At 59.4% G+C, this 7,680-nt stretch carries 7 protein-coding genes; 5 read left to right on the top strand and 2 right to left on the bottom strand.

The features are described from left to right. The 4 genes from ACIOMO_RS27550 to ACIOMO_RS27565 all read left to right on the top strand — a co-directional run. Positions 1 to 513: glycine--tRNA ligase subunit alpha (locus ACIOMO_RS27550; protein ID WP_401244634.1), on the top strand; the 513-nt coding region annotated here is incomplete at its 5' end. Beyond that, positions 510 to 2,564, top strand: coding sequence for a glycine--tRNA ligase subunit beta (gene glyS / locus ACIOMO_RS27555; protein WP_212550269.1), 2,055 nt, complete (start codon positions 510 to 512; stop codon positions 2,562 to 2,564). The genes ACIOMO_RS27550 and glyS, both read left to right, overlap by 4 nt. A 4-nt stretch (positions 2,565 to 2,568) precedes the next feature. Continuing rightward, positions 2,569 to 3,108, top strand: a complete 540-nt coding sequence (gene gmhB, locus ACIOMO_RS27560) for a D-glycero-beta-D-manno-heptose 1,7-bisphosphate 7-phosphatase (RefSeq protein WP_163024079.1) — start codon at positions 2,569 to 2,571, stop codon at positions 3,106 to 3,108. Between the two features lie 83 nt (positions 3,109 to 3,191). Next, positions 3,192 to 3,971, top strand: a complete 780-nt coding sequence (locus tag ACIOMO_RS27565) for a 1-acyl-sn-glycerol-3-phosphate acyltransferase (RefSeq protein ID WP_212545434.1) — start codon at positions 3,192 to 3,194, stop codon at positions 3,969 to 3,971. Between the two features lie 168 nt (positions 3,972 to 4,139). Here ACIOMO_RS27565 and ACIOMO_RS27570 read toward each other — a convergent pair whose 3' ends face one another. Continuing rightward, entirely contained in the window at positions 4,140 to 5,672 is a 1,533-nt protein-coding gene (locus ACIOMO_RS27570) for an ATP-binding protein (RefSeq protein WP_401244636.1), read from the bottom strand. 169 nt (positions 5,673 to 5,841) lie between these two features. Between ACIOMO_RS27570 and ACIOMO_RS27575 the strand changes: the two genes are divergently transcribed. Then, positions 5,842 to 6,561, top strand: a complete 720-nt coding sequence (locus ACIOMO_RS27575; RefSeq protein WP_159813443.1) for a response regulator transcription factor — start codon at positions 5,842 to 5,844, stop codon at positions 6,559 to 6,561. Positions 6,562 to 6,695: 134 nt separating this feature from the next. On the opposite strand, the gene ACIOMO_RS27580 is transcribed toward ACIOMO_RS27575, so the two are convergent. Beyond that, a partial coding sequence (locus ACIOMO_RS27580; RefSeq protein WP_401244638.1) for a toprim domain-containing protein occupies positions 6,696 to 7,680 on the bottom strand: 985 nt, incomplete at its 5' end.

Here is a 7,680-nt window from a genome sequence, read left to right on the forward strand (position 1 = left end):
ACTTACTTCCAGCAGGCGGGCGGCATCGAGTGCTACCCGGTGACCGGCGAGATCACTTACGGTCTTGAGCGTCTGGCCATGTACCTGCAAGGCGTGGACTCGGTCTACGACCTGGTCTGGGCTGACGGCCCGATGGGCAAAGTCACCTACGGCGACGTGTTCCACCAGAACGAAGTGGAGCAGTCCACTTACAACTTCGAACACGCCAACGTCGACAAACTGTTCGAACTGTTCGATTTCTATGAAAGCGAAGCCAAGCGCCTGATCGAACTCGACCAGCCGTTGCCGTTGCCGAGCTACGAAATGGTGTTGAAGGCCTCGCACACCTTCAACCTGCTGGATGCGCGCCGGGCGATCTCGGTGACCGCGCGTCAGCAATACATTCTGCGCGTACGCACCCTGGCGCGTTCCGTTGCGCAAGCCTACCTGCTGGCACGCGCCAAGCTGGGCTTCCCGATGGCGACCCCGGACCTGCGTGACGAAGTACTGGCCAAGCTGGAGGCAGCACAATGAGTGCGCAAGATTTTCTGGTTGAACTGGGCACCGAAGAACTGCCACCGAAAGCCCTGAATACCCTGGCTGACGCGTTCCTCGCCGGTATCGACAAGGGCCTGCAAGCCGCCGGCCTGAGCTATGAGACTAAAACCGTCTACGCCGCGCCGCGCCGTCTGGCTGTGCTGATCACCGCGCTGGCCACCCAGCAACCGGATCGCAGCATCAACCTCGACGGCCCGCCACGTCAGGCGGCGTTCGACGCTGAAGGTAATCCAACGCAAGCAGCACTGGGTTTCGCCAAGAAGTGCGGCGTCGATCTGAGCGAAATCGATCAAAGCGGCCCGAAACTGCGTTACAGCCAGAGCATCGCCGGCAAGCCGACCGCGAGTCTGCTGCCGACCATCGTCGAAGATTCGCTGAACGACCTGCCGATCCCGAAACGCATGCGTTGGGGTGCGCGCAAGGAAGAGTTCGTGCGTCCGACCCAATGGCTGGTGATGCTGCTCGGTGACCAGGTCATCGACTGCACCATCCTCGCGCAGAAGGCTGGCCGTGATTCCCGTGGTCACCGCTTCCATCACCCGGAAAGCGTGCGCATCGGTTCGCCGTCGAGCTACCTCGCCGACCTGCGTGCCGCTTACGTGCTGGCCGACGCCAACGAGCGTCGCGAGATCATCAGCAAGCGCACCGAAGAGCTGGCCACCCGTCAGGAAGGCACGGCCATCGTGCCGCCGGCACTGCTCGACGAAGTGACCGCGCTGGTTGAATGGCCGGTGCCGCTGGTGTGCTCGTTCGAGGAACGTTTCCTCGACGTGCCGCAAGAAGCGCTGATCACCACCATGCAGGACAACCAGAAGTACTTCTGCCTGCTGGATGCCGACGGCAAGTTGCTGCCACGTTTCATCACTGTGGCCAACATCGAAAGCAAAGACCCGCAACAGATCATCGCCGGTAACGAGAAAGTGGTTCGCCCACGCCTGACCGACGCCGAGTTCTTCTTCAAGCAAGACAAGAAGCAGAAACTCGAAGACTTCAACCTGCGCCTGCAGAACGTGGTGTTCCAGGAAAAACTCGGCAGCGTCTACGACAAGGCCGAGCGCGTATCGAAACTGGCTGCGTACATCGCCGCTCGCATTGGCGGCAACGCTTCGTGGGCTGCTCGCGCTGGCCTGCTGTCGAAGTGCGACCTCGCCACCGAAATGGTTGGCGAGTTCCCGGAGATGCAAGGTGTCGCCGGTTACTACTACGCCCTCAATGATGGCGAGCCGGAAGACGTCGCGCTGGCGCTCAACGAGCAATACATGCCACGCGGTGCCGGTGCTGAACTGCCAGCCACCCTGACCGGTGCGGCCGTCGCGATCGCTGACAAGCTCGACACTCTGGTCGGTATCTTCGGTATCGGCATGCTGCCAACCGGTAGCAAAGACCCGTACGCCCTGCGCCGTGCGGCACTCGGCGTGCTGCGTATCCTCATCGAGAAGAAACTCGACCTCGACCTGAACGACGCCGTGGCTTTCGCCGTGAATGCGTTCGGTGCCAAGGTCAAGGCTGCCGGCCTCAACGAGTCCGTGCTGGAATTCATCTTCGACCGTCTGCGTGCGCGTTATGAAGACGAAGGCGTTGAAGTCGCCACTTACCTGTCGGTACGTGCCCTGAAGCCGGGTTCGGCGCTGGACTTCGATCAGCGTGTGCAAGCGGTGCAGGCCTTCCGCAAACTGCCGGAAGCAGCAGCGCTGGCGGCGGTGAACAAGCGTGTATCGAACCTGTTGAGCAAACTCGAAGGCGCAGTACCGACCGAGGTACAAGCGAAGTACTTCGACAACGCCAACGAGTTCTCGCTGTACTCGGCGATCCAGCAAGCGGATCAAGCGGTACAGCCGATGGCTGCGGCGCGTCAGTACAACGAATCGCTGGCACGCCTGGCGGCATTGCGTGAGCCGGTGGATGCGTTCTTCGACGCGGTGATGGTCAATGCCGACGACGCCAATGTGCGGGCCAACCGTTACGCGCTGCTGGCGCGTCTGCGTGGTCTGTTCCTCGGCGTTGCCGACATTTCGCTGCTGGGTTGAGGGATTGCTGTTGAAACTGCTGATTCTCGATCGGGACGGAGTGATCAATTACGACTCCGACGCTTACATCAAGTCAGTGGCGGAGTGGATTCCGTTGCCCGGCTCGATCGAAGCGATTGCGCAGTTGAGCAAGGCCGGCTGGACGGTGGCGGTGGCCACCAACCAGTCGGGCATTGCTCGCGGCTATTACGACCTCGCCACCCTCGATGCCATGCACGCGCGGTTGCGTGAGCTGGTCGCGGAGCAGGGCGGTGAAGTCGGGCTGATCGTGTACTGCCCGCATGGGCCGGACGAAGGCTGCGATTGCCGCAAGCCGAAACCGGGGATGTTGAAAACCATCGCGGCGCATTACGACGTCGAGCTGGCCAATGTCTGGTTCGTCGGCGACAGCCTTGGTGACCTGGAGGCCGCCAAAGCCGTCGATTCACAGCCAGTTTTGGTAAAGACCGGAAAAGGCGAAAAGACTCAGGGCAAAACCCTGCCGGTTGGCACTCTGATTTTTGACGATCTGGCGGCGATTGCCGCAGAACTTATCCACAACTAGAGTACTTCTGAAGTTCCTGACCAGGGATTGATCGGGAGTGCGCTTGAACACTCGGGCATTGCCCCGTCACGGTAAACGTCACTATGTCGATACTGCGGGCCATCAGGATTTTTCTCTTTTACCTGCTGCTGGGCACCACCTCCCTGCTGTGGTGCAGCTTGAGTTTTTTCATCGCGCCGTTTCTGCCGTTCAAAGCGCGTTATCGTTTTATCAACGTGTACTGGTGCCGTTGCGCCTTGTGGCTGACCAAGGTATTTCTCGGTATCCGTTACGAAATCAAGGGCGCGGAAAACGTGCCTGACCGGCCCTGCGTGATTCAATCGAACCACCAGAGCACCTGGGAGACGTTCTTTCTCTCCGCTTATTTCTCGCCGTTGAGCCAAGTGCTCAAACGCGAACTGCTTTACGTGCCGTTCTTCGGCTGGGCCATGGCCATGTTGCGGCCGATCGCGATTGACCGTGACAACCCGAAAGCTGCACTGAAACAAGTCGCCGCCAAAGGTGACGAGCTGCTCAAGGACAACGTTTGGGTGCTGATCTTTCCGGAAGGCACACGCGTGCCGTTTGGCACTGTCGGCAAGTTCTCCCGCAGTGGCAGCGCTTTGGCGGTGAATGCGGCGCTTCCGGTACTGCCGATTGCACACAATGCCGGCAAATTCTGGCCGAAAGTCGGTTGGGGTAAAAAGTCCGGCGTGATCACGGTGGTCATCGGCGAACCGATGTACGCCGAAGGCACAGGCCCGCGCGCCATTGCCGAGTTGAACGACCGGGTGCAAGCCTGGAACGAGAAGACCCAACGCGAAATGGGCTCTCTGCCACCGGCCCCGCAGGCACCGGTCGCCAATGATCAGATCGCTGTCTGAGATTTTGTGGATAACCTGTGTACGGTTTGTTTGAAAAGGCTTGAATATTGAGATTAAGTAATTGATTTACTTATATATTTCTCAAGCTCATAAAAGACCGTAAAAGGTGCATAAGTTTTTTTCCGATGTAAAAAAACCGGCTGATATAGCCGGTTTTTTTGTGCCTGTTCACTCGTGAATCAGCGGTAACTCCAGCAGGAACGTGGTGCCTTGATCCACCACGCTGCGGCATTCGATTTTACCGCCATGGTGATCAACCACCGCTTTGACCATCGACAGGCCCAGCCCCACGCCATCGATGCCTTGGGCGGAGGAAAAACGGCGGTACTGACTGAACAGATCCGGCAATTCATCGGCGGCGATGCCTTTGCCTTGATCGATCAATTCACAGTGCAACCATTCCTCAAGGCAACGGACGCGCAGGGTGATCGTGGTGTCGGCCGGGCTGTACTTGATCGCGTTTTCCAGCAGGTTGAACAGCGCGCGGGTCAGCAAGCCTTGATCGGCATTGATCAGACGTTCCTGCGACTCTTCATCCATGTCATGCAGCAGCTCGATGCGTTTCTGCTGGGCAATGGGCAACGCTTGATCCAGCACGTCGAGCACCAGCATCGCGAACAACGTCGGTTGAAATTGGTAAGTCTCAGACTCAGCTCGCGCCAGCAGAACAAAACCGTCGGTCAGATCCAGCGCGCGGCGCACCTGACGTTCGATCTGTTCGAACAACGGCGCATCAGCCCCGGCCTGATGGCGATGCACATCCAGCAAAGCGAGGATCGCCGAATGTGGCGCGCGCAGGTCGTGGGACAGAAAGCGCAGCAATACGCTGCGTTGTTCTTCCGCCGCGCGTTCGGCGCTGAGGTCGGTGAGGCTCAGCAGCCAGCCGATCGGTGTGTCCCCATCCACCGGCAGCAGGGCGGCACGTTCCAGGCGCAGGCTGCGTTCCTTGTGGTCACGGAATTCCAGCAGCGGCAGGGCGGATAACGCTGGACGTGGCTCTGTGGATAATTCCGGATAGCCGAGGCGGCCGAGTTGATCGAGGACGTCGTCGCCCACCAATGAGGTATCGAACAACGCGCGGGCCTTGCGATTGCCCAGCAGGATCTGCCCCTTGGGATCGCTGATCAGTGTGGCGACCGGCAAGTATTCCAAACCGTCTGCGATGAAGCGTCGAGTATCGCGGGTGCGGCTCATGGCTTGCTCGAGGGCCATGATCTGCCCCTGCAAACGATCGGCGCCGGTGAATTGCGTGCGACGGCGCTCAGGGAAAACCTTCGGCTCTCCATCCAGCCGCGTCAGCTCCCAGCCGAAATAAGTCAGCACCACACTCAGGCGCCGCCAGTTCCAGATCAGATAGCCAAACAACATGCCCAACACCGCCGGCGTCGGCGACCACCAGCGACGCATCTCCGCCAGCCCGGCGCTGGTCAGCAGCACGCCGGCCATGCCAACCAACGTTATCCACAACGCCCAGCGCGGACGCCACAACAGCAAACCAAGTACGCACGCCACCAGCCCAACCGAAAGCATCGCCCCCATGACGGGAGCCGCACCGTGAAGGTTGATCTGCGCGCGATACGACAACAGCGCAGTCAGCGGCAACAGCACTAGACTTATCCACAACCACTCGCGCACCAGCTGTCGGAACAGGCGCTGCACTTGGCTGGGCTCGCGGCTTTCGCGCCGGCGATTAGTGTTCATTTGGAAAAACGGCAGGGCAGGGTGAATGGTTTCATGGGCCACAGGTCTGAGACGTAGACCCGAAGAATCATAGCGGACGTCGACCAACGGCGGGCTGCTTACTTTCACTGCGAGGGCCGAGCGACTATGGTTGTCCGCCAACTGCCCAAGCAACAAGGAATGACCGCGAATGCGCGTTGCGATTCTGGACGACGAACCCGCCGAACTGCGCCGGGTCGAGCAAACCCTGCAGCAAATGGCCGATGCCGGCGAACAGCCGTGGTCACTGCACAGCTTCGAACGCGGTGAAGACCTGCTGCGCCAACTGCGCCGGGAAACTTTCGACCTGCTGATCCTCGACTGGCAACTGCCCGACCTCACCGGCCTGGCCCTGCTGCGCTGGACCCGCGAACACATGGAAGCGCCACCAGCGGCAATCATGCTCACCAGCCGTGATGGCGAGAGCGATATCGTTCAGGCGTTGAATGCGGGGGCGGATGATTATGTGAGCAAGCCGTTTCGGCCGAATGAATTGAAGGCGCGGGTGGCTGCGGTATTGCGGCGGCACAGCCAGCAACGTGCGGCGGCGACGGAAGTGCTGAGCTTTAATGATCTGACGTTTGATGACGCTGAATTGACCGTTACCCGCGAGGGAAAGCCGATTGTCATGACCGAGCGCGAGTATCGACTGGCGCGGTGCCTGTTCAGCAACCTGGGGAGGCCGTTATCGCGGGATTATCTATATGAACGGTTTTGGCCGCATGAGGAGATGGCGTCGTCGCGGCCGCTGGATACGCATATTTATCGCCTGCGGAACAAGCTCGGACTGACGGCGGATCGAGGGTGGCAGTTGTTGACGATTTATGGGTATGGGTATCGGTTGGAGAGTGTGGCGGCAGCGCCCGAGTAAGATCAAAAGATCGCAGCCTTCGGCAGCTCCTACATTGATCTCCTGTAGGAGCTGCCGCAGGCTGCGATCTTTTGATCTGCCAATAAAAAAGGCCAACGCAATGCGTTGGCCTTTTTGTTTGACGCAAACGAGTATCAGAAATCCAGGTTCGAAACCGCCAACGCATTGCTCTCGATGAAGTCACGGCGAGGTTCGACCGCATCACCCATCAGGGTGTTGAAGATCTGGTCTGCGCCGATGGCGTCTTCGATGGTGACTTTCAGCATGCGGCGCACGCTTGGGTCCATGGTGGTTTCCCACAGCTGATCCGGGTTCATTTCGCCCAGACCTTTGTATCGCTGAATGGTGTGGCGCTTGGTGCTTTCAGCCATCAGCCAGTCCAGTGCTTCCTTGAACTCGGTGACCGCTTTCTTGCGCTCGCCACGCTGGATGTATGCGCCTTCGTCGAGCAGGGTGCTCAACTGAGCGCCGAGGGTGACGACGGTTTTGTAGTCGTTGCTGCCGAAGAAGTCGCGGTTGAAGGTGACGTAGTTCGACAGGCCGTGGGAGATCAGTTCGACCTCTGGCAGCCACACGCCACGTTCACGGTCTTCACGCAGACTGGCCTTGTAGACCAGACCGGACTTCTCGACGGTGCGCAGACGCGCTTCGTACTGGGCCAGCCACTCTTGCATCGCTGCGTGGTCGCCGAGCTTTTCCAGGCTCACGGCCGGCAGGTAGATGAAGTGCTCGGTCAGTTCCTGCGGGTACAGGCGCGACAGACGCTTGAGGGTCTTCATTACCATGCGGAAGTCATTCACCAGACGCTCGAGCGCTTCACCGGAAATGCCCGGGGCTTCTTCGTTCAGGTGCAGGCTCGCATCTTCCAGGGCCGACTGCGTCATGTACTCTTCCATGGCGTCGTCGTCTTTGATGTATTGCTCTTGCTGGCCTTTCTTGACCTTGTACAGCGGCGGTTGAGCGAGGTAGATGTAGCCACGCTCGATCAGCTCCGGCAACTGACGGAAGAAGAAGGTCAGCAGCAGGGTACGGATGTGCGAACCGTCGCCGTCAGCCTCGGTCATGATGATGATGTTGTGATAGCGCAGCTTGTCGATGTTGTACTCGTCGCGACCGATG

The sequence above is a fragment of the Pseudomonas sp. NPDC087804 genome (assembly GCF_044742965.1).
Lineage (GTDB): Bacteria > Pseudomonadota > Gammaproteobacteria > Pseudomonadales > Pseudomonadaceae > Aquipseudomonas > Aquipseudomonas rustica.